Genomic DNA, 23571 nt, shown 5'->3' with positions numbered 1-23571 from the left:
CCGGGCAACGCCGTTCCGCGCAGCCCGCGCGGGCGCGGGGCGGGCGTCTCAGCTCGGGCGCGCGGGCTGGAGTCCGGCGTACACGCCGTCCCGGCCCAGCAGGTGCTCGTGCGTTCCCACCTCGGCGATCCGGCCGCCCCGCATGACCACGATGCGGTCGGCCCCCTGGATCGTGGACAGCCGGTGGGCGACGACGAAGACGGTCCGGCCGCGCACGAGGCGGGTGAGTGCCTCCTGGACGACGGCCTCGGAACGGTTGTCGAGCGCGGGGGTCGCCCTCGTCCGGGACCAGCACCCTGGGATCCCTGATCAGCGCCCTGGCGATGGCGAGCCGCCGCTTCTGACCGCCCGACAGCCGGGCGCCGCGCTCCCCGACGACCGAGTCCAGGCCGTTCGGAAGGCCGTTGACGAACTCCAGGGCGCTGGCGTCCCGGAGAGCGCGCGTCAGGGACTTCTCGTCCGTGTCGCCCATGCCGTGGGTGACGTTGTCGCGGATGCTGCCCTCGAAGAGGATCGACTCCTGCGGCACCACCGACACGAAGCGCCGGTAGCTCCGCAGGTTGGCTCTGTTCACCTGAACGGCCTCTGGCACACATTCCGTGGTGGCCAACCTCTGATCACTGCGTCGGCTCGGCAAGCGCAGGAAACCAGCAGATAAGAGGGTCGAACCGACGTGCGTACGAGTGGCGACGGCGCCCCATCACAGAAGTTGGGCCAGAGCCGAGAACGGACAGCAGATGTTCACCACTTCGGAGGCACCTGAGTACCTGCAGAAATCGAACGCCCCACCGGTGCCAAGGCACCGGTGGGCGGCTGAGTCGAAGCTCGCGAGCCGTTACGGCAGCTGGTCCAGGAGCCAGGTGGAGAGTTCCTCGGTGATCAGGGTGTGCGTGTCGCTCTGCGAGGCGAGTTTGACCCCATGGAAGGGCGTCTCCTCCAGGTCCTCCTCGCTGATCGGGGTGTAGAGGTCGTCGTGCGTGGCCGGCTCCCTCAGGGAGACGGCGCTGACGGCCGGAACGAAGCAGTGCTCGCGGATCGGGTTGACGACACCGAAGCCCAGCGCGGGCGGGAGGTCGTTCAGCGTGTCGGCGAGGATACCGAAGCCGTGGAGGGTGCCGCCGGGCGCGCCGTCGATGTCGGGCAGACCGCTGGTTCGGATCTCGCGGGTGGGGAGGGTGACCACCCGGAGTTTGGCGACCAGTTGGTCGTCGCCCGGGGACTGGGTGTGCAGCTCGGTGCCGGTGACGGCCAGTCCCTTGCCGGTGAGGGCTTCGGCGCCGGGGGCTACGCCGTTGCTGGCGCCGTCGCCGGGACCGTTGGCGAGGGCGATCAGCCGGGTCTGCCTGGACCGGGGCCAGTTGCCGACTTCCTCCAGGGCGCGCAGGAACGCCAGGCGCCGCTCACTGGTCGCGGGCTTGTCCTGCCAGTCCGCGATGTGCTGCCAGAGCAGTTCCTGGGCGGCCGGGCTGTTGATCTGGTCCGAGAAGCGGGGGTCGAGCTTCTTGGTGTAGTGCGCGAACGCCTGGAGGGCGATGGGGATCCAGGCGCCGGTGTGCGGGCTGTCCCAGGAGTAATAGAGCTGGGCCTCGTGCTCGATGCCTTCCGTCTCCATCTTGGCCAGGGCATAACGAGTGACGAGGCCGCCCATGCTGAAGCCGCCGACGGCCAGCGGATGGTCGCCGACACGGCGGTCGATAGCCTCGGTGACGGCCGCCATCACCGCCTCCGCGTTCTCCAGGATCGACGCGCTGCGCTCGTGGTAGCCGACGAGAACCACGTCGCGGCCCCGGCGGCGGAGCTCACTCAGGAGCGGAAACGGCCCGTACTCCAGCTGCTCCCAGGTGAAGCTGAGGTCGCTGGGGCCCGTGCTGAACCCGTCCGCCATCAGGACCGGGCGGGTGAGCCCGCTGTTGCCCTCGCCGTGGTAGACCCAGGCGGTGCCGTGAGGGAGGTCCCAGACGTCGGTGGGCGGCGGCGGGATGCGGTCGGTCGTGCGTGGGCCGGGCGCCAGGACGATCGGGGAACACGACTGGAAGGCCTCGGCGGCCTGCTCCTCGGTGGTACTCATGACATTCCCTTCGTAAGACCGCGTGGGGGGCGGAGCCCCTCCTTACGGATTGCAGGCCGGGGCCGGGCCTTGTGGCGTCGCTCCGTTCCCGGCACGGCAACGACAACACGTTTGTCACTCTCCGTACAACCTCAAAAACAGCCAGTCACGATCTCCAGGCGTGGGGGCGCGCGGCCGCGGACCGGACGAGATCGAAGCGTCCACTACACAGAACCGCTGCATATCGGGCCAAAAAATTTAAGACAGTGTGAAATCTGATCATTCAGCTACTTAGTAGCGTTTCGAGTCGTGTGCCGTAACTGTCCGGATCACGCGATCGATTGCACCCCGGGCGGCCAGCCCCGCGCTCCCCGGAGGTTGCGCCCAACGCACGTCAGGCAGCTCGGAATCCCACGTCCTCGAAGTCGACGCGTCCGACGACGTCCTCGACCCGCCGCTTGCCCGCGTTGCCCTCCAGATCGGGCGCGTGGAGCACCTCCCCCGCCGAACGCACCGACTCCAGCCCGTTGGTGTGGACGGGCGCCAGGCCGAGCAGGGTCGCCACCGAGACCGTCAGGACGGTGAAGAAGGCGCTGAGCATGACCACGTCCCCTGCCGTGACCGGCATCCAGCCGTGGTACGCCACCAGTGCCGAGCCGGACAGGCAGAGCCCGCCCGGTGTGTTGAGGACGACCCAGGCGAGCGAGTCGAAGCGGCCGTTGATCATGTCCAGGCGCAGACCGGCCGCGAAGACCTGCGCAGGGAGCCGTCGACCCGGCCGAGGGCGGTCCGTTCCGGGCCGTGCGCCCGGGTGATGGGGATGAGGGTGGTCATCTCGCCCACCCGGGAGGAGAGTTGCTGCATACGCCGGCAGAGCGCCTAGCGGAGCGTCGTGCCCATGCGCCGGATGCTGCCGCCGAGGAGGCGCACGTACCACTGGTGCAGGGGGTAGTTGCTGACGAGGATGAACAGCAGGGCGCCGGTGGACTGCCGGATGCCCGGCTCGGGACCGTGCTGGACGACGACGTCGAGCACGCTGGCGGTGATCAGCGGCAGCAGCCGGATGGGGCTGCGCTTCACGACGAGGACAGCAGCGGCCAGGACGCCCCGGCCGCGGTCGGGGCGGAAGAGGTGGCCGAGGGTGCGGACCGGGTTCTCGCCGCGGTAGCGGTGGTCGAAGGGTGCCAGGGGTTCGGCGGAGAGCGTCGCGAGCGCCTCCTTCATGCGAGCATCCCACCCGCTCCCCGGGTCGCCGGCAAGCCCCGTTCCACCCACGAGGACGGCCGGGAGACCGGTGCGCGCAGCCGCCTCGGTGGGCCGCACTCCCCGCGAAAGGGTGGTTTCCGGGAACGTGCGGCGTGATCGTCCCCGGCCCGGGTAGCCGCGAGGAATGTTCAGGCACAGGCGCGTACGAATTCTGACCGTGCTGCTCAGCGGCTGGGTGGCACTGACCGGGGTCGAGCGGGTGGCCGAGGACGCCCCCTGGCCGAGCGCGGCCCTGGGCGGGCTGCTGTGGGCTTCCCTGGTCGCGGCCGTGTGGTGGTTCGCGGAGTGGACGCAGTCGCCGCTGCGCACCGCGCGCGAGGCCGCGGAGGCGCGCCGCCGGGAGGCCGCCGTCGCGTACGGGGAGACCGTGCCCGCCGACGGGGACACGGACAAGGACGCGGACACGGGCGGTGGCACCGATGCCGGTCCCGGGTCCGCCGGCCGCTCGCACGACTCCCCGGCACCGGCCCGGCACTGACGCCCCGTCACCGACGACGTGAACCGCCCGTGCGCACCTCCTGGGTGCGCACGGGCGGTTCACGTTGCGGTGAGCTTCGGGTCACAGGCCCCGGGGGCCGTCTCCCGCCGCCGTCGCCTCGGCGAGCTTCTGGAACTCGCCCAGGTCGTAGTTGGCGAGAGCCGAGTCCAGGTTCGTCAGCGCGCCCAGGTGCTCCACGAACCCCTTGGGGTCGTACTCGATCTGCAGGGCCACCCGGCTGGTGCGCTCGTCGATCCGGTGGAACGTGACCACTCCCGCGTGGTGCACGCCCTCGATCGTCTTCCAGGCGATGCGGTCCTGCGGGACGACCTCGGTGAGCTCCGCGACGAAGCCCTTGTCGGCGCCCGGCAGCGACAGCTGCCAGGAGAAACGGCGCTCGTCCATCGGGTCGACGCGCTGGACGTGGCTCAGGAACTTCGGCCACTGCGTCACATCGCTCCACAGAGCCCAGGTAACGGCGACCGGGGCCTTGATGTCGACGGTTTCGACGAGGGAGGAGGACATGTCATCACCCTTTTCGGACTCGATTGCGGCTTCCGCACCCGGGTACCCGCTCGTCGTCGCCCCACGCATGATCCCCGGCGCTCCCGCTGCGGGTGCGTCGGACCGGGCCGGGCTCAGCCGTGGTTGACCGGCAGGACGTCCGGCGAGAGCGCTCCCGCGTAGGCGGCGGCGCTCGTCATGTGGCGGCGGTGGTGGCGACGGCAGAGGACCTCGTAGCCGACCTCTCCGGCCGGCCGGTCGACGTCGCCGACGACGACCTGCTCCCCCTCGACGACCATCGCACCGTCCACGGTCCTGGCGTTGTGCGTGGCGCGCGCGCCGCACCAGCACATGGCCTCGACCTGGAGTGTCTCTATGCGGTCGGCCAGTTCGATCAGGCGCTGCGAGCCGGGGAAGAGCTTGGTGCGGAAGTCCGTGGTGATGCCGAACGCGAAGACGTCCAGGCCCAGGTCGTCCACGACCCGGGCCAGTTGGTCGATCTGCTCGGGCGCCATGAACTGCGCCTCGTCCACGATCACGTGGTCGACCTTGTCGCCCCTCGACATGCGCCCCACGAGGTAGCCGTACAGGTCCATGCCCGGGGCCGCCTCGACCGCGTCCGTCACGAGGCCCAGCCGCGAGGAGAGCTTCCCCTCCCCCGCCCGGTCGTCGCGGGTGAAGATCACCCCTTGCAGACCGCGGGCCGACCGGTTGTGACTGATCTGGAGGGCCAGGGTGCTCTTTCCGCAGTCCATCGTTCCGGAGAAGAACACGAGCTCGGGCATGAGGGGGTGCGCGCCTTTCGGGGTGCGTGTGCGGTACGGGAAACAGGGTTACGAGCGTACTTCGAGGAGCGGGACCAGCTGTTCCACGGGGGTCAGCGAGCCGTGCATCCCCACCATCACCGACTCGTGGGGTTCGTTGACGGAGGCGGTGATCACCACGTCGTCGTGGGCGGCGGCCACGACGTCGCCGATCCTGCCGTACACACGCTCGTCGATCCGAGGGCCGAACCAGCCGGCGGCGACGGCCTCGTCGCGGCTCGCCACCCAGAACTGCTCGCCGAGCACCTCGCGCCACACGGTCAGCACATCGGCCTCGGCCCCGGGCACGGCGTACACATGGCGTGCACGGCCCTCACCGCCCAGCAGGGCGACGCCCGCGCCGAGTTCCCAGTCCTCGTCGAAGTCGATCCGGGACTGTTCGTCGAACGGGATGTCGATCATGCCGTGGTCGGCCGTGACGTAGAGCGCCGAGCGGGGCGGGAGCTGCTCGGCGAGGCGCCGGGCGAGCCCGTCGACGTACATCAGCTGGCCGCGCCAGGCGTCGGAGTCGACGCCGAAGCGGTGGCCCTGGCCGTCGACCTCGCTGTAGTACGTGTAGACGAGCGACCTGTCGCCCGCGGCGAGCCGCTCGGCGGCGAGGTCCATGCGGTCCTCGCCGGTGAGCCGGCCGAGGAAGGAACCGCCGCTGAGCGCGACCTTGGTCAGCGGGGTCTGCTCGAAGTTCGGCGCGGAGACCTGCGCCGTGCGCACCCCCGCGGCGTCGGCCCGCTGGAAGACGGTGGGGTGGGGCTGCCAGACCTTGGGCTCGGTCCAGGGCCTCCAGCGGAGCTGGTTCATCAGCGCGCCGGTCTCGGGGTTCCGCACGGTGTAGCCGGGAAGGCCGTGCTCCCCAGGGGGCAGGCCCGTGCCGACGGAGGCGAGCGAGGTCGCCGTGGTGGACGGGAAGCCCGCGGTGATCGGCCGGCCGGTACCGCCCCGGGAGGTGGGGAGGAGGGAGTGCAGGAAGGGCGCTTCGTCGGGGTGCGCCGTGATCTGCTCCCAGCCGAGGCCGTCGATCAGGAAGACGCAGTTCCGGTCGGCCGGGGTGAGCTCGGGGATCGACGCCTCGAAGCCGGGTACGCCCTGTCCGGCGGCGAGGGTCGGCAGCAGGTCGGCGAGCGAACCGCTGCCGTACTCCGGCGCCGGTGCTGACTCGGGAGCGAGCAGGACGGGGTCCTGCCAGGCCGGCTGGGCCATCAGCGGCCGGTCGCCGCGGTCACGGCCGTGGCCTCGGAGAGCGCCTGGGCGAAGGCGAGGGTCTGGCGCACGGTGTCCGGGCCGTCGCCGGCCTCGCTGACCCGCAGGCTCAGGTCGTCGGCGGTGGAACTGCCCGTGTAGCCGTGGTCCGCCTCGCAGTTGGGGTCGCCGCAGGCGGCCGGCTCCAGGTCGATCCGGGAGACGGCGCCCCAGCCGATGGTGAGCACGACCTCGCGCGGCAGCGTGCCGGGCACGTACTTCTCGGGGTCGGCGACGACGCGGCTGACCACGACGGACGAGATCCTGTCGAGCTTGACGGACTCGGTCGACGTCGTGGCGTACGGCGTCGGGGAGCTGTTGTCGGCCGCCTGCTCGTCGGTGTGGCTGACGATGAAACGGGTGTCCGTCAGGACGAGGACCGTGACGTGCCGGCGGACCTCGTTGGAGTCGAACGTGGTCTCCTGGTGCACCAGGTACGACGCGACCGGCTCCCCGCCGACGGCGGCCTCCACCGCCTCGGCCACGAGGGCCGGGTAGTAGCCGCTGCGCTCGATCGCCGTGCGCAGCCCCTGGGTCGTCGTACCGGTCTTTGCCATGCCGACCATCCTACGGGGGGCAGGTGGCTGCCGGGGACGCGTGAGCGGGCCGCCCGGGTCAGTAGCTGGGGAGGCGCCGGGGACCGATGTCGCTGCGCGCGGGCGGCGGCGCGAGACGGACGCTCGCGCCGAGCACGCTCAGGCCGCTCGTGGCGACGACGACCGGTTCCAGGGCGACCGAGACCACCTCGGGGTGGTCGTCCACCAGCCGCGACACCCGCAGCAGGAGCTCCTCGAGCGCCGCGGTGTCCGCCGGTGCGGAGCCCCGCCAGCCGAACAGCACCGGCGCCGCCTTGATGGACCGGATGAGTTCGGCCGCGTCGCGGTCGGTCACGGGCACCAGGCGGTGGGCGGTGTCGCCCAGCAGCTCGGAGGGCGCGCCGGCCAGGCCGAAGGAGAGGACGGCCCCGGCGGCAGCGTCGATCGAGGCCCGTACGACGGTGTCGACGCCCCGGGGTGCCATGGCCTGGACGACGGGGCGGAGTTCGGCGGGACTGCCGAGCAGGGACGTCAGTTCGTCGTAGGCGCGGCGCAGGGCCTCCTCGTCGACGAGGTCGAGCCGGACGCCGCCCAGGTCGGCGCGGTGGCGCAGATGGGGTGCCGTGGTCTTGAGGGCGACCGGGTAGCCCAGCCGCCCGGCCGCGGCGACGGCGGCGCCGGCGTCGGGGGCCGGAAGCGTGGGACGCACGGGGACGCCGTAGCCGGCCAGGAGCTCCTGGGACTCGTCGTGGGTGAGGGGACGCCCGCGCGGGTCGGGGTCCGTCCCGAGCAGCGCGTCGATGAGCGCGGCGGTGCCCGGTGCGTCGATGGTGTCGTCGAGGAATTCCGGCACCTTGCCGGGGGACGCTGCCTGGCGGCGCCACTGCGCGTACTTCACCGCTTCGGCGAGGGCGCGCACGGCCCGCTCGGCCGCCGGGTAGGCGGGGATCCGTCCGGCGCGGGGGGTGTGCCGGGCCTCGTCGGGCGCAGGTGCGGGCGCCGCCGGTGCGGGGCCGCGTGGTTCGGCTCCGGCCGGGGCGGCGGGCCGCCGGGGCGGGGGCGGTGCGGCCGTACCGGCCGCGTCGGCGAGCGCCTGGGCCAGGCCGCCCATCTCCACGTGCACGACGGCGACCGGCTTGGCCGGGCCGTCGGCCGCCGCGTCGCGCAGCGCGGCACCCAGCACCTCCCCCTCACCGGTCTGCGCCTCGCCGTTCTCCCCCACCCAGGGGATGGCGGTCACGATCACCCCGTCGCAGCCCGGGTCGGCCAGGGCCTCCGCGAGGGCGTCCCGGAAGTCCTGGGGGCTCGCGGCTGTGGTGAGGTCGCGGGGCGGGCGCGGACGCAGCCCTTCCGCCAGGCACGCGTCGTACGTGAGGAGCCCGAGGGATTCGGAGTTGCCCAGGATCGCCACCCTGGGGCCGTCCGGCAGGGGCTGCCCGGCGAGGAGCAGACCCACGTCGACCATCTCGGTCACGGTGTCGACCCGGATCACACCGGCCTGGCGCATCAGTGCGGAGACGGTCGCGTCGGGGATACGGCTGACGGGCACGGCGTGGCCCGGCGGGTTGGTACCGCTGTGCCGGGCGCCCTTGACCACGACCACGGGCTTGACCGCGGCGGTCCGGCGGGCGAGCCGGGTGAACTTGCGCGGGTTGCCGAGTGATTCGAGGTACAGCAGGGCGACATCGGTGTCCTGGTCCTCGAACCAGTACTGCAGGAAGTCGTTGCCGGAGACGTCGGCCCGGTTGCCCGCGGAGATGAAGGACGACAGTCCCGCGCCGCGGCGGTGGAGACCGGACAGGAGCGCGATGCCGATGGCGCCGGACTGGGTGAAGAGGCCGATGCGCCCGGACTGGGGCGATTCGGGGGCGAGGGAGGCGTTGAGGCGGACGGCGTCGGAGGTGTTGATGATGCCGAAGGCGTTCGGCCCGATGATCCGCATGCCGTACGACCGTGCCTGGCGGACCAGTTCGCGCTGCCGTTCCCGCCCGTCGGCGCCGCGCTCGCCGTAGCCTGCGGAGAGGACGACGACGCCCTGGACCCCGTGCTCACCGCAGTCGGCGACGGCTTCCGGCACCCGGTCGGCGGGGACCGCCACGACCGCGAGGTCGACGGGCTCGCCGATCTCGCCCACGGAGCGGTGCGCGGGCACGCCGTCGACCGTGGCCAGGCCGGCGGCGAAGGAGGTGTTCACCGCGTAGGTGCGTCCGGTGAAGTCCGAGCCCAGGAGGTTGCGCAGGACGGTGCGGCCGACCCCGCCCTCCGCGCGGCCGACGCCGACCACCGCGACGGAGCCGGGGGCGAGCAGGCGCTGCACGGAGCGCGCCTCGGCCCGCTGTTCCCGTGCGCGCTGGACGGCGAGGGACTCGGCCGTGGGCTCCAGGTCGAGGGTGAGGTGCACCGAGCCGTCCTCGAAGCTGCGCTGCTGGGTGAACCCGGCATCGCGGAACACCTTGATCATCTTGTTGTTGGCGGGCAGCACCTCGGCGGCGAAGCGGCGGATCCCCCGTTCCCGGGCCACCGCGGCGATGTGCTCCAGGAGCGCCGACGCCACTCCGCGGCCCTGGTGGGCGTCCTGGACGAGGAAGGCGACCTCGGCCTCGTCCGCGGGGGCGGAGGCGGGCAGGCCCCGCTCGTCGATGCGGTCGAAGCGGACGGTGGCGATGAAGTCGCCGCCGACGGTGACGGCCAGTCCCACCCGGTCGACGTAATCGTGATGGGTGAAGCGGTGCACGTCGCTCGCCGAGAGCCGGGGGTACGGGGCGAAGAAGCGGTAGTACTTCGACTCGTCGGAGACCTGCTCGTAGAAGCTGACCAGCCGCTCGGCATCGTCGGTGGTGATGGGCCGGATGCAGGCGGTGCCACCGTCGCGGAGCACCACGTCCGCCTCCCAGTGGTCGGGGTACGCGTGATGCGGACTCTGCTCCGGGGTGGGCTCCATGGGCAAAGCGTACGACCGCCGCAGCGGTCGCGGCGGGTTCACGGCGGGGGCACGCTGAGTGAGCCCGCGGGCGGCCGTCCGGCCCGCTCCGGGACCGGGCACAGCAGGGCGCACCACATGAGAGACTGGTCTAGACAACTCATTACACCTGAAGGGCAGAACCATGGCTGAGCGCCGCGTCAACGTCGGTTGGGCCGAGGGCCTGCACGCCCGCCCCGCTTCCATCTTCGTCCGTGCCGCCACGGCCTCCGGCGTCCCCGTGACGATCGCCAAGGCTGACGGCAACCCCGTCAACGCCGCCTCCATGCTCGCGGTGCTCGGTCTGGGCGCGCAGGGCGGCGAGGAGATCGTGCTCGCGTCCGAGGCGGACAACGCCGAGGCCGCCCTGGACCGCCTGGCGAAGCTGGTCGCCGAAGGGCTCGAGGAGCTCCCGGAGACCGTCTGACCCCGGCCGCTCCCGTCCGGAATTCGCTCTGCGAAAAGCCGCGGCACCCCCACGGGGGCCGCGGCTTTTCTGTTTCCCGAACCTTCGCTTTTCCATTACCGCAACCGCCGGGAACGTCATCGGAAAGGAGATCAGGGCAGCGGAAATAAAGCCCTCCGGCCGTCGCTCTCTTTGTATACGGCGTCATTGTTAATGACGGGCTCCCGCGGTGTTTACGCGGTGTTGCGAAGTCCTCACCCTGGTTCCGGCCGCACGGCCGGATGTGGCGGTGCGGCGCAGCCGGTGGGCCGCCGTGACCCGCTCGGCGTGCTGGACGGCGAGCGCCCTGGCCCGTTCCGCGTCCCCGCGCGCCACCGCGTCGACGAGGGCGCCGTGCTCGGCCCAGGACTCCGCGGGCCTGGCGGGCTGCTCGACGGCGTACATCCAGGCGATCTTGTGCCTCAGCTGGGTGAGCAGCGCGATCAGGGCGGGGCTGCCCGACGCCTGGGCGAGCGTCTCGTGGAACCAGCCCCCGAGCGAGCGCAGATCCTCCCCCTCGCCCCGCCGCGCCCTCTCCTGCCCCAGCCTGACCAGGCCCCGGAGCACCTTCAGGTGCGCGTCGGTACGGCGCTGTGCCGCGCGCGCGGCACCCAGCGGCTCCAGCAGCATCCGGATCTCCAGCAGGTCGGCCGCCTCCTGCTCCGTGGGTTCGGCGACACAGGCGCCGGCGTGCCGGCGGGTGACGACGAACCCCTCGGACTCCAGGGTGCGCAGCGCCTCGCGCACGGGGACACGGGAGACGCCGTAGCGACGCGCGAGCACCTCCTCGGTGAGGCGGCTTCCACGCTCGAAGACACCGGAGACGATGTCGTCGCGGATCGCCGTGCATACCGAATGCGCGGGAATGCGCATGTCCGAACCTCCGCCTTAATCCCCGCGAAACGCGGCCGATCGACGCCTGTTCTGTGACTCTATTGCAACCGGCCGGAATTTCCGATGGCGGGGTGGAATCCATGGATATCTTTTGGCCGGAAGGAAGTTCCGCACGGCTCCCCGGGGGACGGCGAAGGCCCCGGCGCGATGCCGGGGCCTTCGTCGGAGCGGTGCGTGCGGGCGGGCCTGGGTCAGACCTGGACGCCGTGGGCGCGGAGGTAGGCGACGGGGTCCATGTCCGAGCCGTACTCGGGGGTGGTGCGGGCCTCGAAGTGCAGATGCGGTCCGGTGGAGTTGCCGGTCGAACCGGAGAAGGCGATCCGCTCGCCCGAGGCGACGCTCTGGCCGACCTTGACGCCGATGGAGGAGAGGTGGCCGTACTGGGTGTAGGTGCCGTCCTTCATCCGCAGCACGATGTTGTTGCCGTAGGCGCCGCCCCAGCCGGCCTCGACGACCGTGCCGGCGCCGACGGCGACGACGGGGGTGCCGGACGCGGCCTGGAAGTCCACGCCGGAGTGGGTGCCGGAGGACCAGAGCGCGCCGCCGGTCTTGTAGCCGGTGGTGACGTGCGAACCGGCGACCGGCAGGTGGAAGGCGTTGAGGCGGGCGCGCTCGGCGGCGCGTGCGGCGCGCGCCTTCTCCTCGCGGACCTCCTTGGCGCGGGCCTCCGCCTTGCGCTCGGCCTCGGCCTTCGCCTTCGCAACGGCGGCCTGGTGCTGCTGGGCCTCCGCCTGGGCCTCGATCTGCGCGGCGAGACTCGTGTCGAGGGCGACCGTCTGGACCAGACCGGTGCTGCCGGCGGTGACCTCGGAGTCCGCGGCGAGTGCCGGGGAGGCCGTCGCGCCTATGACACCGGTGGTGGCCAGGGCCGCGATACCGGCGGCCCGGGCGCTCGAACGCGTCAGGCGGCTCGGGGCACGGTGCTTCCCGGTGGCACGGATGAACGCCATGAAGTGGCTGGTTCCTTTCCTTCCTTCTCGCCTACCGGGTTAGCTGACGGGTTCGGAGCAGGAAGGTCTCCTACGGACCCCTCCCGTCTCGCGTGAGACGCGGGGATCCGATTCACCCCAGGGACTTGGTGGGTCCCCGGCTCCCCAGGCTCGCGCCTGACGGGGACTCGGCGATGGCTGTCCGGTGCCGCGGTCGCGGCTCGGGTCCGGCGGACAGCCGAGCCGACGCTAGGACGGGCGCCTCACCCGCTCCAAACCGAAAGGGTCTTTTGTCGGACATCCCACAGGATGAACGCGCACGTCCCTTGATAAATCAGACAAAAGACAGGACCCCGGCGGGGATGCCCGCCGGGGTCCTGAATGTGCCGGATCGTCAGCCGCTGACGATCGACACCTCGCCGATGCCCAGCGCCCTGACGGGGTCCGCGATCTGCGCGGCGTCCCCGACCAGCACGGTGACCAGACGGTCGACGGGGAAGGCGTTGACCACCGCGGCCGTCGCCTCGACCGTGCCCGTCTCGGCCAGGCGCGCGTACAGCGTGGCCTGGTAGTCGTCCGGGAGGTGCTGCTCCAGCTGGTCGGCCAGGGTTCCCGCGACGGAGGCAGCCGTCTCGTACTTCAACGGGGCCACGCCCACGAGGTTCTGCACGGCGGTCTCGCGCTCGGCGTCGGTGAGCCCCTCGGCCGCCAGGGTGCGCAGGACCTTCCACAGGTCGTCGAGCGCCGGCCCGGTCGACTCCGTGTCCACGGAGCCGCTGATGGCCAGCATCGCCGCGCCGGTGGGGCCGGACGACGAACCGGGTGCCGTCGAACGCAGCACCTGGCCGAACGCCCGGACGCCGTAGGTGTAGCCCTTCTCCTCGCGCAGCACGCGGTCCAGCCGGGAGGTCAGGGTGCCCCCCAGGCAGTACGTGCCGAGGACCTGGGCGGGCCAGACGCTGTCGTGCCGGTCGGCGCCGATCCGCCCGATGAGGAGCTGGGTCTGCACGGCCCCGGGGCGGTCCACGATGACGACGCGGCCGGTGTCGTCCGCGGTGATCGGGGGAACCGGGCGCGCGGGGACCGAGTCGCCCGACCAGTCGCCGACGGTGTCGGCGAGCAGCGCGTCCAGGTCGATGCCGGTGAGGTCGCCGACGACGACCGCCGTCGCGGTGGACGGACGGACGTGGGCGTCGTAGAAGGCGCGGACGGCCGCCGCGTCGATGCGCCGCACCGTCTCCTCGGTCCCCTGGCGTGGACGCGACATACGGGCCGTCGCCGGGAAGAGCTCCTTGGAGAGCTGCTTCGCCGCCCGCCGGGCGGGGTTGGCCTGCTCGTGCGGGATCTCGTCGAGCCGGTTGCCCACCAGACGCTCGATCTCGCTCTCCGCGAAGGCCGGGGCCCTCAGCGCCTCGGCGACCAGTCCGAGCGCCTTGACGAGCCGGGAGGCCGGGACCTCCAGGGACACCCTGAGGCCGGGGTGGTCGGCGTGTGCGTCGAGCGTGGCGCCGCAGCGCTCCAGCTCGGCCGCGAACTCCTCGGCGGAACGCTTGTCCGTGCCCTCGGACAGCGCGCGGGCCATGATCGTGGCCACACCGTCGAGGCCCTCGGGCTCCGCGTCCAGCGGCGCGTCGAGGAAGATCTCCACGGCCACCACCTGCTGGCCCGGCCGGTGGCAGCGCAGCACGGTCAGGCCGTTGGGCAGGGCGCCCCGTTCGGGCGCGGGGAAGGCCCAGGGCCTGGCCTCGCCGGCGGTCGGCTGCGGGTGGTACTCCATCGCTACTCCAGTCACGGCGGCGTCGGTCACTTGTCGGCCCCCTCGTGCGCGTCGGTGCCGTCGGTACCCTCGGTGTCCTCGGCCGGTTCGACCGGCTCGTAGACCAGGACGGCACGGTTGTCGGGCCGCAGATGGGCCCGGGCGGCGGCCTTGACCTCGTCGGCGGTCACGTCGAGCACGCGGCCGACCGCGGTCAGGGCGAGCTGCGGGTCGCCGAACAGGACGGCGAACCGGCACAGTTCGTCGGCCCGTCCGGAGACCGTGCCGAGCCGGTCGAGCCACTCGCGCTCCAACTGTGCCTGCGCGCGTTCCATTTCCTCGGGGGTGGGGCCCTCCTCGGCGAAGCGGGCCAGCTCCTCGTCGACCGCCTCCTCGATCCGCGGGACCTCGACGCCTCCGGACGTCTTCACGTCCAGCCACCCCAGCGACGGCGCGCCGGAGAGCCGGAGCAGCCCGAATCCCGCGGCCACGGCCGTACGGTCGCGGCGGACCAGGCGGTTGTGCAGGCGGGACGACTCGCCGCCGCCGAGCACGGTCAGCGCCAGGTCCGCGGCGTCGCACGCACGGGTGCCGTCGTGGGGCAGCCGGTAGGCCGCCATCAGCGCGCGTGCCGGCACCTCCTCGTGGACCACCTCCCGCAGTTGTCCGCCGATGATGTCCGGCAGCGTGCCGTCGCGCGGGGGCTGCTTGCCGTCGTGGGACGGGATGGATCCGAAGTACTTCTCGATCCAGGCGAGCGTCTGCTCGGGGTCGATGTCCCCGACGACGGAGAGCACGGCGTTGTTCGGCGCGTAGTAGGTGCGGAAGAACGCCTGCGCGTCCTCCAGCGTCGCCGCGTCCAGGTCGGCCATGGAACCGATCGGCGTGTGGTGGTACGGGTGGCCCTCCGGGTACGCGAGCGCGGTGAGCTTCTCGAACGCGGTGCCGTACGGGACGTTGTCGTAGCGCTGGCGGCGCTCGTTCTTCACCACGTCCCGCTGGTTCTCCATGGACTCCTCGTCGAGCGCGGCGAGCAGCGAGCCCATCCGGTCGGCCTCGAGCCACAGGGCCAGCTCCAGCTGGTGCGTGGGCATCGTCTCGAAGTAGTTGGTGCGCTCGAAGCTGGTGGTGCCGTTGAGGGAACCGCCGGCTCCCTGCACCAGCTCGAAGTGTCCGTTCCCCTTGACCTGGCCCGAGCCCTGGAACATCAGGTGCTCGAAGAGGTGGGCGAGGCCGGTGCGGCCCGCCACCTCGTGGCGGGAACCGACGTCGTACCAGAGGCAGACCGCGGCTACCGGGGTCAGATGGTCTTCGGAGAGCACCACGCGCAGGCCGTTGGCCAGCCGGTGCTCGGTCGCCGTCAAGCCGCCGGAACCGGCCTGGGCTGTGGCCGTGTGACCCATGGGCATGTACGTCCCTTCGATCGGTACAGGATTTTCCTGCCGGACCTGCCACTGTAAGCAAGCGCACGGGCACCTGGCGAAGTTCCCGCCGGGTGAATGTTGTCGTAGATCCTGCCGTGAAGAGGGGCTTCGCGGGGCCCCCGGAGAGCGCTTCGGACGGGTCGAGGTCGGCGTTGTCGGTGCGGCGGTCCACAATGGTCGGCGTCAGAACCTGAGGTTGCCCGACAGAATCTGTGAAGGAGTCGCAGCCGCGATGGCCCGCCGCAGCACCAAAACCCCGCCGCCGGACGACTTCGAGGAGAAGATCCTCGACATCGACGTCGTCGACGAAATGCAGGGCTCCTTCCTCGAGTACGCGTACTCGGTGATCTACTCCAGGGCTCTGCCGGATGCCCGGGACGGCATGAAGCCCGTGCACCGCCGCATCGTGTCCCAGATGAACGAGATGGGACTGCGCCCCGACCGTGGGTACGTGAAGTGCGCACGGGTCGTGGGCGAGGTGATGGGCAAACTGCACCCGCACGGCGACGCGTCGATCTATGACGCACTGGTGCGCATGGCACAGCCGTTCTCGATGCGCCTGCCCCTCGTCGACGGGCACGGCAACTTCGGCTCCCTGGGCAACGACGACCCGCCGGCCGCCATGCGGTACACCGAGTGCCGGATGGCCGACGCCACGTCCCTGATGACGGAGTCGATCGACGAGGACACCGTCGACTTCCAGTCGAACTACGACGGCCAGGAGCAGGAGCCGGTCGTCCTCCCGGCGGCGTACCCGAACCTCCTGGTCAACGGTGCTTCCGGGATCGCGGTCGGCATGGCCACCAACATGCCCCCGCACAACCTGGGCGAGGTCGTGGCCGCCGCGCGCCACCTGATCCGGCACCCGGGCGCGGACCTCGAGACGCTGATGCGTTTCGTCCCCGGACCCGACCTGCCGACCGGCGGCCGGATCGTGGGCCTCGGCGGCATCAAGGACGCGTACGCCTCCGGGCGCGGCACGTTCAAGATCCGCGCCACGGTCGCCATAGAGAACGTCACGGCGCGCCGCAAGGGCCTCGTGGTCACCGAACTTCCCTTCACCGTCGGCCCGGAGAAGGTGATCGCCAAGATCAAGGACCTGGTCGGTTCGAAGAAGCTCCAGGGCATCGCCGACGTCAAGGACCTCACGGACCGTGCGCACGGGCTCCGTCTGGTGATCGAGGTCAAGAACGGCTTCGTGCCCGAGGCCGTACTGGAGCAGCTCTACAAGCTGACGCCGATGGAGGAGTCCTTCGGCATCAACAACGTCGCACTCGTCGACGGGCAGCCGCTGACCCTGGGGCTCAAGGAGCTCCTGGAGGTCTACCTCGACCACCGGTTCGACGTGGTGCGCCGGCGCAGCGAGTTCCGCCGGACCAAGCGGCGCAACAGGCTCCACCTGGTCGAGGGCCTCCTCGTCGCCCTGCTCGACATCGACGAGGTCATCCGCCTCATCCGGGACAGCGACAACTCGGGGCAGGCGAAGGAGCGCCTGATGGAGCGCTTCTCGCTGAGCGAGATCCAGACGCAGTACATCCTGGACACCCCGCTGCGCCGGCTGACCCGATTCGACCGGATCGAGCTGGAGACCGAGCGCGACCGTCTGAACCAGGAGATCGCCGAACTGACGGCGATCCTGGAGTCGGACGCCGAGCTGCGCAAGCTCGTGTCCGCCGAACTGGCGGCGGTGGCCAAGAAGTTCGGCACCGACCGGCGCACCGTGCTACTGGAGTCGTCGGGCTCGCAGGTCGCCTCGGTGCCGCTGGAGGTCGCCGACGACCCCTGCCAGGTGCTCCTGTCCTCGACCGGCCTGCTGGCCCGTACGGCGAACGCCGAGCCGATCGTCCAGGCCGAGGACGCGAGGAGGGCGAAGCACGACGTGATCGTCTCCGCCGTCCGCGCGACGGCACGCGGCGACGTGGGCGCGGTGACGTCCGGCGGACGGCTGCTCCGCCTGTCGGTGATCGACCTGCCCCAGCTGCCGGACACGCATGCGGCGCCCAACCTGTCGGGCGGCGCGCAGATCTCGGAGTTCCTGACCCTGGAGGCGGACGAGAGCCTGATCTGCCTCACCACCCTGGACGAGGAGGCGCCGGGTCTCGCCATCGGCACCCTGCAGGGGGTGGTGAAGCGAGTGGTGCCCGACTACCCGGCCAACAAGGACGAGTTGGAGGTCATCTCGCTGCGGGACGGTGACCGTATCGTCGGTGCCTCCCAGCTGCGTACGGGCGAGGAGGACCTGGTCTTCATCACGTCCGACGCGCAGTTGCTGCGCTATCCGGCCGCTCAGGTCCGGCCGCAGGGCCGGGCGGCGGGTGGCATGGCCGGCATCAAGCTCGCCGCGGGCTCCTCGGTCCTGTCGTTCGCCGCCGTCGATCCCGCCGCGGACGCCGTGGTGTTCACGGTCGCCGGTTCGCACGGCACGCTGGACGACTCGGAGCTGACCTGGAAGCTCACCCCGTTCGACCAGTATCCGCGCAAGGGCAGGGCCACCGGCGGGGTGCGCTGCCAGCGCTTCCTGAAGGGGGAGGACGTCCTGGTCTTCGCCTGGGCCGGGGGGACACCGGCACGGGCGGCGCAGAAGAACGGCACACCGGCCGAGCTGCCCGCCCCGGACCCGCGCCGTGACGGTTCCGGAACACCGTCCACCAGCCCCGTCGCGGTGATCGCCGGACCGCTGTAGGACCCGGCAGGACGGCGGGGCCGCCGCGTCATCGAGCCCCGTCGTCCGGCTGCCCCACGTATCGCAGGACGCCCCACATGCTGCGTTCGAGTTCGTCGGCGCCGGTCCCGGCGCTCTGCCGCCGGCCGGTGGGGTCGATCTCCTGCCACGCGCCGTCGGCCTCGGCATCGGCGTCCAGCTGCTCGCGGGTCGCCGTCCCGGCGTTCCTTCCCTGCCCGTCGGGGATGTCCCGTCCCTGCCCGTCGGGGATGTCCCGTCCCTGCCCGTCGGGGATGTCCCGTCCCTGCCCGTCGGGGATGTCCTGTCCCTGCCCGTCGGGGATGTCCCGCTGCTCCGCGCGGCACTCTTCGAGCTGCTTGCGGAGCGCCTCGGCGTCGATGCCGGAACCGATCAGCACCAGTTGGGTCCGCCGGGGCTCCTGCCGGGCCCACCCCTGCGGGACGAAGCGCAGGAACCGGCCCACCGCATGCAGGGCGTACCGGTTGTCCCGGTCGCCGGCGCCGAAGTCGGCGAAGCCCTTGATGCGGTAGAGCCCGGCGGGCCGGGAGTCGAGGAACTCCATGAACCTGCGCGGGCTGAGCGGCATGTCGGTGGTGAAGGAGACGCTCTCGTACGCCGCGTGCAGATGGGCCTCGTGCGTACGGTCCGTCTCGGGAAGCAGATCCTCGAAGCTCAGCTGCCGCGCGAGGTCGTCCCCGTCCGGCGCGAGGGCGGGGTCGAAGAGGAGTTCGGGGTCGATTCTCCCGTATGCGGCGCTGATCACCGCCGCCGCGCCGCCGGCCTCGCCGACGGCACCCCGTACCTCGCTCAGGTCCGCTTCCGTCACCCGGTCCGTCTTGTTCAGCACGATCAGATCGGCGACGGCGAGATGGCGGTCGATCTCGGGGTGGCGCTCCCTGGTCGCCCGGAATTCGGCGGCGTCGACGACCTCGACCAGTCCCCCGTACCTGATGCGGGGGTTGTCGCTCGCCAGCAGCATCCGCACGAGTTCCTGGGGCTCGGCGAGGCCGCTCGCCTCGATGACGATCACGTCGAGCCGGGCACTCGGCCGGGTGAGCGTCTCCAGGTAGGTGTCGAGCTCGCTCGCGTCGACGGCGCAGCACAGGCATCCGTTGCCCAGGGAGACCGTCGACCCCACCTGGCCGGCGACGGTCATGGCGTCGATCTCGATCGAACCGAAGTCGTTGACGATCACGCCGATCCGGTTGCCCGACCTGTTGCGGAGCAGATGGTTGAGCAGCGTCGTCTTGCCGGAACCGAGAAATCCCGCCAGGACGAGGACCGGGATCTGCGAGGCGTGGGGCGGGGTCAACTGGTGCCTTCCTGGGTCGGCCGGATCGCGGGCACGGGGCGCGGCGGCGGGGTTCCGACGTAGCGGGCCGCCGGTCGGATGATCTTCGGGTCCTGCGCCTGCTCCAGGATATTGGCGCTCCAGCCGACCATGCGCGCGGCACAGAAGGTGGGGGTGAACATCGCGCGGGGAAGCCCGCAGAGCTCCATGACGACACCGGCGTAGAACTCCACGTTGGTGTGCAGCTCCCGCCCGGGCTTGAGCTCGGCGAGAATCGCCTCGACCCGCTGCTCGACCTCGACGGCGAAGTCGGCCAGCGGACCTCCGAACTCCTGGGCGATCGAGCGCAGCATGCGTGAACGCGGGTCCTCGGTGCGGTAGACGGGGTGCCCGAAGCCCATGATCCGCTCCCCCGCGAGAACCCGTTCCCTGATCCACCCGTCGATGCGGTCGGGGCTGCCGATGGCGTCCAGAGTGTCCAGTGCCCGGCTGGGCGCGCCGCCGTGCAGCGGCCCGGAGAGCGCGCCCACCGCTCCGACGAGACAGGCGGCGACGTCGGCGCCCGTGGAGGCGATCACCCTCGCGGTGAACGTGGAGGCGTTGAAACCGTGGTCGACCGTGGAGATGAGATAGCGCTCGATCGCCGAGGCCCGAGCGGCGTCCGGCTCCTCACCGGTGAGCATGTACAGGTAGTTCGCCGAGAAGGGGAGGTCGTCCCGGGGGTCGACGGGTTCGAGGCCGAGGCCGAGACGGTACAGAGCGGTCAGCACGGTGGGGACCACGGCACACACGGCGAGCGCGTCGTCCAGTCGACGGTCCGCGTCGATGTCGTACACCGGACGGAAACCGGCGGTGGCGCCGAGGAGCGACAGCGCGGTACGAAGCCCGGCGAGCGGGCCGGAGACCGCTCCGGCACGGGCGATGGACGGCAGCGCCTCCCGTACCTCTGCGGGCAGGCGGCGCAGGCCCGCCGCGCGTGCGGCGAACTCCTCGCGGGCGGCCGGGCCGGGGAGCTCGCCGTGGAACATCAGGTACCAGACGTCCTCGAAGCTGCGGGTCCGCGCAAGCTCGATCGCCGAGTAGTGACGGTAGTGGTAGAAGCCCTCGCGCCCTCGTACGTCGCCCAGCGCGGTGTCGGTGACGATCACACCGGCGAGCCCCCGGGGCACGTCGAGCGGGGTTGTTTCCGTGCGGGTGGCAGGCATGGCAGAACTCATTCCTCTGGGGAGCCGGACGTTGATTCCACTGTCCAACCTTGATGGACGGTCGTCAATATTGATTGAATCAATGCATGTGTGTGACTACGTCCGACGCGATGTGGACGAGGCATGGATATGGGTACGGTGAGGACATGACGCATGAGCCAGTCCAGAGAGCCGCGCCGGACGGTCGGGAGGCCGGCGGGAACCGGAGGGCCTACCGGGACCGGAGGGCCGACAGCGACCCGAAGACCGACCGGGACCAGGAGACCGACCGGGACCGGGAGGTTGCGTTGTCGACCGACGGCTCAGAAACCGGGAGCCCGGCCGATGGTCCGGACACCGGAGCGTCGGGCCCGAGCCGCAGGCTCACCACCCGGGAGGCGGCGGACCTGCTGGGGGTGAAGCCCGAGACGGTCTACGCCTACGTGAGCCGGGGGCAGCTCACCAGCAGGCGCACTCCCGGCGGACGCGGCAGCACGCTCGACGCCGAACAGGTGGAGGCACTGGCCCGCCGGACGGGGCGGAGAGATCCCGCCGACGCAACAGCCCCCGGGGACCTGGTCTTCCGTACCGGCCTCACCCTCATCGAGCCCGACCGCTACTTCTTCCGCGGCGTCGACGCGACGGAACTCGCCCGCCACTACGGCTTCGAGGAGGTCGCCGAGTGGATCTGGACCGGTGAGCTGCGCCCGGGTATCCGCTTCGACGCGGCCCCCGACCCACTCGCCGCCGCCCGCCGCACGGCTGCCGCGTTGCCTCGGCACAGCAGTTCCACGGACAGGCTGCGGGCTGCCGTCGCCGCTGCGGCAGCTGCCGACCCCTTGCGTTTCGACCTCACCGCCCAGGGGGTCCTCGACTGCGCGCGCAACCTGGTCCCCACCCTGGTCGGGGCCCTGCCCGGCGCCCCCGCCGCACGTGCGTCCGCAGCCGGTCCCGGATTCGAGGACGTGGCCGGTGCTCCGGAGGCGGAGCGGGAAGGGGCCGCCGACGAGGCCGGTGGTACGCGTGAATCGCTGGCCCGCCGACTGTGGCCGAAGCTCTCGGCCCGGCCCGTGGACGCGGCCTCGCTGCGCGTACTGGATACCGCGCTCGGGCTGCTGGCCGACCACGATCTGGCGGCTTCGACCCTGGCCGCACGGGTCGCGGCGTCGACGCACGCGCACCCGTACGCCGTGGTCTCCGCCGGCCTCGGCGTCCTCGAAGGCCCCCTGCACGGCGCGGCGAGCGGGCTGGCACACCGCATGCTGGCCGAGGTCGTGGACCGGGGCAGCGCGACGCCGGTGGTCGCCGACCACCTTCGGGCGGGGCGCCCGGTCCCGGGACTGGGCCACAAGCTCTACGCAGGAGAGGACCCGCGGGCGCGGCTGCTCCTCTCGCTGCTGGAGGACGTGCCTCAGGCGGAGTCCGCACTCGTGGCCGCCCGCGACGTGGTCACCACCACCGCACGCCACACCCCCCTGCACGCCAACATCGACCTGGCACTCGCCGTGCTCTCGGTCTCCTCCGGCATGGCCGGGGAAGCGGGCGAGACGGTGTTCGCGGTGTCCCGCACGGTCGGCTGGATCGCCCACGCCATGGAGGAGTACGCGGAGCGGCCCCTGCGCCTGAGGCCCAGCGGGCAGTACTGCGGGCCCCGCCCGCCCCGGCCACTTCCGACCGCACCGGGCGGCGGCGCGTAGGCGCAGCTCGCGAGACCCTCGCGGCAAGCACGGCTGCTTGCCGGCGCTGCGCCGCACACGCCGGGGCGCGCACCTGCGGTCGCTGGGCGCGCCGCCGCCGAGGCTCGTGCGTGCGTGCCGAACTCAAGGCGCGGGTGCCGACGCCGGGCGTGGGTGCCGAACTGAGGCGCGGGTGCCGAGGCGGAGGCGTACCGAGCCGGAGAGCATGCCGACGCTGCAAATTAGCTACAGCCGAAGGCAATTCTCCCCGCGTGCGACCGAGCTACCGGGGCGGGCGGGTGGTGGAACCCCGCACCACCAGTTCCGGCTCGAACAGCAGCTCGTCCGACGGCACCGTACGCCCCGCGATCTGCACCGAGAGCAACTCGACGGCCGCCCGCCCCATGGCCTCGATCGGCTGCCGCACCGTGGTCAGGGGCGGCTCGGTGCAGTTCATGAACGCCGAATCGTCGTACCCCACGACGGAGACGTCCCCGGGAACGGAGAGCCCGCGGCGACGCGCCGCCCGCACCGCTCCGAGAGCGAGCGGGTCGCTGGCACAGATGATGCCGGTGACGCCGTGGTCGAGCAGCCGCATCGCCGCGGCCTGGCCGCCTTCGAGCGAGAACATGGCCCGCGCCACCCACTCGTCCGGCACCGTGACCCCGGACTGCTCGGCCAGCGCTCTGGCGGCGGCCAGTTTGCGCTGGGAGGGCACGTGGTCGGCCGGACCGAGGACGAACCCGATCTTCTCGTGTCCCAGGGAGACGAGGTGGCGCCACGCCTGTTCGATGGCCACGGAATCGTCGCACGAGACCGCGGGGAATCCGAGGCGAGCTATGGCCGCATTGATCAGTACGACGGGGATCTTGCGGTCCGCGAGCACCTTGTAGTGATCGTGGGGAGCGTCGGCCTGGGCGTAGAGCCCACCGGCGAACACGACTCCCGACACCTGCTGCTGGAGCAGCAGCTCGACGTAGTCGGCCTCGGAGACGCCCCCCTTGGTCTGTGTGCAGAGGACGGGCGTCAGCCCTTGCTGGGCGAGCGCACCCCCGACCACTTCGGCGAAGGCCGGGAAGATCGGGTTCTGCAGTTCCGGCAGTACCAGTCCGACCAGTCGAGCCCGCTCGCCGCGGAGCTGCGTGGGGCGTTCGTATCCGAGGACGTCGAGGGCGGAGAGGACGGCTTGCCGTGTGGCGTCGGAGACGCCCGGTTTGCCGTTCAGCACCCGGCTGACCGTGGCCTCGCTGACCCCTACTTTCTTGGCAACCTGAGCAAGTCGTCGCGTCATGAACGCAAGATTAGCGCAAGAAGCGCAAACAGATTGCGTGGAGTCGGATGCCCATAGAACGCTCACAGACGCGACTCCCGAAGGCAAGGGCTCAGATACGCCGGTGTTCGGACGAACCGGCCCGATGTGCCGTCGCCACGGTCCACGG

Annotated in this window: 17 protein-coding genes, 2 pseudogenes and 1 riboswitch; of the genes and pseudogenes, 4 read left to right on the top strand and 15 right to left on the bottom strand. The window is 71.5% G+C overall.

Annotated elements, in window-relative coordinates:
* Positions 1-48 precede the first annotated feature (48 nt).
* From OHT61_RS24495 to OHT61_RS24485, 3 genes and pseudogenes are all read right to left on the bottom strand, one after another.
* A pseudogene (locus OHT61_RS24495) lies at positions 49-562 on the bottom strand (ATP-binding cassette domain-containing protein); the annotation flags it as partial.
* A 273-nt stretch (positions 563-835) separates the two neighbouring features.
* Positions 836-2068 carry an esterase/lipase family protein gene (locus OHT61_RS24490; protein WP_329041181.1) on the bottom strand — a complete coding sequence of 411 codons (1233 nt, stop codon included), beginning with the start codon at positions 2066-2068 and terminating at the stop codon, positions 836-838.
* A gap of 385 nt (positions 2069-2453) precedes the next feature.
* Positions 2454-3271, bottom strand: a pseudogene (locus OHT61_RS24485) (ABC transporter ATP-binding protein); the annotation flags it as partial.
* 166 nt (positions 3272-3437) lie between these two features.
* On the opposite strand from OHT61_RS24485, the gene OHT61_RS24480 reads away from it, so the two are divergent.
* The gene (locus tag OHT61_RS24480) at positions 3438-3791 is read left to right on the top strand and encodes a hypothetical protein (RefSeq protein ID WP_329041180.1); all 354 of its coding nucleotides are present in this window, start codon (positions 3438-3440) and stop codon (positions 3789-3791) included.
* Between the two features lie 81 nt (positions 3792-3872).
* On the opposite strand, the gene OHT61_RS24475 is transcribed toward OHT61_RS24480, so the two are convergent.
* The 5 genes from OHT61_RS24475 to OHT61_RS24455 form a co-directional block, all read right to left on the bottom strand.
* Positions 3873-4316: an SRPBCC family protein gene (locus OHT61_RS24475; RefSeq protein ID WP_329041179.1), complete on the bottom strand. Its 444-nt coding sequence runs from the start codon at positions 4314-4316 to the stop codon at positions 3873-3875.
* 113 nt (positions 4317-4429) lie between these two features.
* Entirely contained in the window at positions 4430-5080 is a 651-nt protein-coding gene (locus tag OHT61_RS24470) for a thymidine kinase (RefSeq protein ID WP_327113703.1), read from the bottom strand.
* 48 nt (positions 5081-5128) lie between these two features.
* Entirely contained in the window at positions 5129-6316 is a 1188-nt protein-coding gene (locus OHT61_RS24465) for an alkaline phosphatase family protein (RefSeq protein WP_329041176.1), read from the bottom strand.
* The gene (locus OHT61_RS24460) at positions 6316-6912 is read right to left on the bottom strand and encodes a DUF5998 family protein (RefSeq protein ID WP_327113707.1); all 597 of its coding nucleotides are present in this window, start codon (positions 6910-6912) and stop codon (positions 6316-6318) included. Before OHT61_RS24460 ends, OHT61_RS24465 begins: the two co-directional genes overlap by 1 nt.
* 58 nt (positions 6913-6970) lie before the next feature.
* Entirely contained in the window at positions 6971-9832 is a 2862-nt protein-coding gene (locus OHT61_RS24455) for a bifunctional acetate--CoA ligase family protein/GNAT family N-acetyltransferase (protein WP_329041173.1), read from the bottom strand.
* Positions 9833-9995: 163 nt separating this feature from the next.
* On the opposite strand from OHT61_RS24455, the gene OHT61_RS24450 reads away from it, so the two are divergent.
* A complete protein-coding gene (locus OHT61_RS24450; protein ID WP_018520603.1) occupies positions 9996-10277 on the top strand; it encodes an HPr family phosphocarrier protein in 282 nt (93 codons plus the stop codon).
* 189 nt (positions 10278-10466) lie between these two features.
* Here the strand turns inward: OHT61_RS24450 and OHT61_RS24445 are convergent, their stop codons facing one another.
* The 4 genes from OHT61_RS24445 to OHT61_RS24430 form a co-directional block, all read right to left on the bottom strand.
* Positions 10467-11168, bottom strand: coding sequence for a GntR family transcriptional regulator (locus OHT61_RS24445; RefSeq protein WP_329041172.1), 702 nt, complete (start codon positions 11166-11168; stop codon positions 10467-10469).
* 212 nt (positions 11169-11380) lie between these two features.
* On the bottom strand, positions 11381-12139 hold the full coding sequence (locus tag OHT61_RS24440) for a M23 family metallopeptidase (protein WP_329041171.1): 759 nt from the start codon (positions 12137-12139) through the stop codon (positions 11381-11383).
* Between the two features lie 14 nt (positions 12140-12153).
* A riboswitch (cyclic di-AMP (ydaO/yuaA leader) is annotated at positions 12154-12322 on the bottom strand.
* Positions 12323-12512: 190 nt separating this feature from the next.
* Complete coding sequence (locus OHT61_RS24435) at positions 12513-13895, bottom strand: M16 family metallopeptidase (RefSeq protein WP_329043384.1); 1383 nt, start codon at positions 13893-13895, stop codon at positions 12513-12515.
* Between the two features lie 26 nt (positions 13896-13921).
* Complete coding sequence (locus tag OHT61_RS24430; RefSeq protein WP_329041170.1) at positions 13922-15283, bottom strand: M16 family metallopeptidase; 1362 nt, start codon at positions 15281-15283, stop codon at positions 13922-13924.
* 247 nt (positions 15284-15530) lie between these two features.
* Between OHT61_RS24430 and OHT61_RS24425 the strand changes: the two genes are divergently transcribed.
* Positions 15531-17981 (top strand): DNA gyrase/topoisomerase IV subunit A, encoded by a 2451-nt coding sequence (locus OHT61_RS24425; protein WP_329041169.1) that lies wholly within the window; start codon positions 15531-15533, stop codon positions 17979-17981.
* A gap of 28 nt (positions 17982-18009) precedes the next feature.
* Here OHT61_RS24425 and OHT61_RS24420 read toward each other — a convergent pair whose 3' ends face one another.
* A complete protein-coding gene (locus tag OHT61_RS24420; RefSeq protein ID WP_329041166.1) occupies positions 18010-19293 on the bottom strand; it encodes a CobW family GTP-binding protein in 1284 nt (427 codons plus the stop codon).
* The gene (locus OHT61_RS24415) at positions 19290-20477 is read right to left on the bottom strand and encodes a citrate/2-methylcitrate synthase (protein WP_329041164.1); all 1188 of its coding nucleotides are present in this window, start codon (positions 20475-20477) and stop codon (positions 19290-19292) included. The genes OHT61_RS24420 and OHT61_RS24415 overlap by 4 nt, the downstream gene beginning before the upstream one ends.
* 146 nt (positions 20478-20623) lie before the next feature.
* On the opposite strand from OHT61_RS24415, the gene OHT61_RS24410 reads away from it, so the two are divergent.
* The gene (locus OHT61_RS24410; RefSeq protein WP_329041162.1) at positions 20624-22153 is read left to right on the top strand and encodes a citrate/2-methylcitrate synthase; all 1530 of its coding nucleotides are present in this window, start codon (positions 20624-20626) and stop codon (positions 22151-22153) included.
* A gap of 262 nt (positions 22154-22415) precedes the next feature.
* Here OHT61_RS24410 and OHT61_RS24405 read toward each other — a convergent pair whose 3' ends face one another.
* Positions 22416-23423: a LacI family DNA-binding transcriptional regulator gene (locus OHT61_RS24405; RefSeq protein WP_329041161.1), complete on the bottom strand. Its 1008-nt coding sequence runs from the start codon at positions 23421-23423 to the stop codon at positions 22416-22418.
* Positions 23424-23571 lie beyond the last annotated feature (148 nt).

It is taken from the genome of Streptomyces sp. NBC_00178 (genome assembly GCF_036206005.1).
Classification (GTDB): domain Bacteria; phylum Actinomycetota; class Actinomycetes; order Streptomycetales; family Streptomycetaceae; genus Streptomyces.
This window is presented reverse-complemented; position numbering and strand designations above follow the sequence as displayed.

Coding starts and splice junctions, on each gene's coding strand:
- OHT61_RS24490 (WP_329041181.1), bottom strand. CDS start 2,068: ATGAGTACCACCGAGGAGCAGGCCGCCGAGGCCTTCCAGTCGTGTTCC.
- OHT61_RS24480 (WP_329041180.1), top strand. CDS start 3,438: ATGTTCAGGCACAGGCGCGTACGAATTCTGACCGTGCTGCTCAGCGGC.
- OHT61_RS24475 (WP_329041179.1), bottom strand. CDS start 4,316: ATGTCCTCCTCCCTCGTCGAAACCGTCGACATCAAGGCCCCGGTCGCC.
- OHT61_RS24470 (WP_327113703.1), bottom strand. CDS start 5,080: ATGCCCGAGCTCGTGTTCTTCTCCGGAACGATGGACTGCGGAAAGAGC.
- OHT61_RS24465 (WP_329041176.1), bottom strand. CDS start 6,316: ATGGCCCAGCCGGCCTGGCAGGACCCCGTCCTGCTCGCTCCCGAGTCA.
- OHT61_RS24460 (WP_327113707.1), bottom strand. CDS start 6,912: ATGGCAAAGACCGGTACGACGACCCAGGGGCTGCGCACGGCGATCGAG.
- OHT61_RS24455 (WP_329041173.1), bottom strand. CDS start 9,832: ATGGAGCCCACCCCGGAGCAGAGTCCGCATCACGCGTACCCCGACCAC.
- OHT61_RS24450 (WP_018520603.1), top strand. CDS start 9,996: ATGGCTGAGCGCCGCGTCAACGTCGGTTGGGCCGAGGGCCTGCACGCC.
- OHT61_RS24445 (WP_329041172.1), bottom strand. CDS start 11,168: ATGCGCATTCCCGCGCATTCGGTATGCACGGCGATCCGCGACGACATC.
- OHT61_RS24440 (WP_329041171.1), bottom strand. CDS start 12,139: ATGGCGTTCATCCGTGCCACCGGGAAGCACCGTGCCCCGAGCCGCCTG.
- OHT61_RS24435 (WP_329043384.1), bottom strand. CDS start 13,895: ATGGAGTACCACCCGCAGCCGACCGCCGGCGAGGCCAGGCCCTGGGCC.
- OHT61_RS24430 (WP_329041170.1), bottom strand. CDS start 15,283: ATGCCCATGGGTCACACGGCCACAGCCCAGGCCGGTTCCGGCGGCTTG.
- OHT61_RS24425 (WP_329041169.1), top strand. CDS start 15,531: ATGGCCCGCCGCAGCACCAAAACCCCGCCGCCGGACGACTTCGAGGAG.
- OHT61_RS24415 (WP_329041164.1), bottom strand. CDS start 20,477: ATGCCTGCCACCCGCACGGAAACAACCCCGCTCGACGTGCCCCGGGGG.
- OHT61_RS24410 (WP_329041162.1), top strand. CDS start 20,624: ATGACGCATGAGCCAGTCCAGAGAGCCGCGCCGGACGGTCGGGAGGCC.
- OHT61_RS24405 (WP_329041161.1), bottom strand. CDS start 23,423: ATGACGCGACGACTTGCTCAGGTTGCCAAGAAAGTAGGGGTCAGCGAG.